1 protein-coding gene is annotated in these 1,652 nt (G+C 76.0%); it reads right to left on the reverse strand.

Features of this window, described 5'->3' with window-relative positions:
• The coding region (locus tag BG452_RS34520) for a protein kinase domain-containing protein (RefSeq protein ID WP_411293069.1) at nucleotides 1–1,652 on the reverse strand (1,652 nt) is incomplete at both ends.

Raw genomic sequence — 1,652 nt, forward strand, 5'->3', positions numbered from 1 at the left:
GTACGGGCCCCGGCGCCGGCCGTCAGCGCCCCGTCCACCACCGCCGCCGCGGCCACCGCGGCGAGCTCCGACGCCCGTACGGGCAGTGGCAGTCGGTGGAGCGCGGCGGGCAGCGGGGAGAGCCGGCCGAGCAGCCGGTACCGCTCCTCGGGGCGGATGCTCAGCCAGACCGCCAGCCGGTGGGCCTCCTCGCGCTCCTCCGGGCTGAGGCCGCCGTCACCGCGCCGGCCGCCGCCGACGGTGCGGGCGGTGCGCTCCACCTCGGCCAGCACGTCCGGGAGGGCGGCGAGGGCGAGCAGCCGCGAGCAGTGCTCGCCGGAGCACTCGGGGTGGAAGCAGTCGTAGCGCGCGGCGACGGCGGGGGCGCCGCCACGGACCAGTTCGTCGATGAACGCGGCGCCGTCCGGCTCGGTGGCGACGCGCTCCAGTCCGGCCGGGTCGACCGGCCGGTCGCGGTAGTGCGGGACGGCGGACGGGGCGTAGGCGGCGCCGAGGGCGAGCACGGCGACGCCGGCCACCGCCTCGCGCCGGGAGCCGGGCGAGCGGACCACGTCGGTGAGGTAGTGCAGGTCGAACACGGAGTCCTGGACCTCGTCGCGCAGCCAGTCGCGCAGCCGCTCCGCCCCCACCGCCGCCAGCCAGCGCGCCGCCGCACCGGAGTTGCGCAGCAGCACCTCGGTGAGCCGGGCCGGGTCGGTGAACGGGTCGCCGAGGAAGGTGATCGGCCGGCGGGCCTGCGGGCGGCGCCGGATCACCTCCGGGCTGCCGCCGGCCAGCCAGCTGCGGACCTCCGGGGCGGTCCAGCGGTCCTCCGGCTTCTTGGTGAACAGGCCTTGGAGCAGCAGCAGTTGGCGCTGGTCAGTGACGGCGGTGAGGTCCACCTCCTCGCCCATGACCAGTTCCAGTTCCAGGTCGTGGTCGGCGGCCCGCTCGCCGTCCGCGCCGACGAAGCGGGGGCGGCCGACGAACAGTTCGTACAGCACGTTGCCGAGCCCCCACCAGGGCCCGGCCTCGTGGTTCTTGCCGGCCAGTTGCTCGGGGGCCATGTAGGCGACGGTGACCATCATCGCGGAGGTGAAGCGGCGGCTGTCGGTGAGCCGGTCGACGCCGCCGAAGTCCGCGATCACGAACTCCCCGGGCCCGCGGCCGGGTCGGACCAGGATGTTGGCCGGCTTGAAGTCCAGTGGGTTGCGCTGGATCCGCCGCTGCCAGAACTCCAGCAGCGAGACCAGCTCGTAGACGATCTGCTCGGTGGTCCGCGGGTCGGTGTGGGCGCCGTCCCGGCGCAGCCCGGCGACGTACGCGGAGAGGGTGACCGGCAGGTACTCCATCGCCACCCAGTCGACCAGCGCGCCGTGGTGGCGCACCCGGCCGAAGTCGATCAGGTGCGGGACGTGCCGGCGGAAGCCGTCGTTGCGCAGGTGGACGAGCAGGTCGTGGTCCATCGGGTGGCCGACCACGGACACCTTGACCGCGGCGTCCGCGCCGCCGTCGGTGCGCCGGACGTACCAGACGGTGCCCTCGGCGCCGGCGCCCGCCCTGCCCAGCGGGGCGAAGCGGTCGCGCAGGGCGTCCGGGAAGCCGTCCTCGGTCGGGCCGGCCTGCCCGGTGAACCCGCCGCCGCCCGGCTCCGGCCCACCGACCGGGCCGGG

The organism is Streptomyces sp. CBMA123 (genome assembly GCF_014596465.1).
In the GTDB taxonomy this organism is placed as follows: Bacteria; Actinomycetota; Actinomycetes; order Streptomycetales; family Streptomycetaceae; genus Kitasatospora.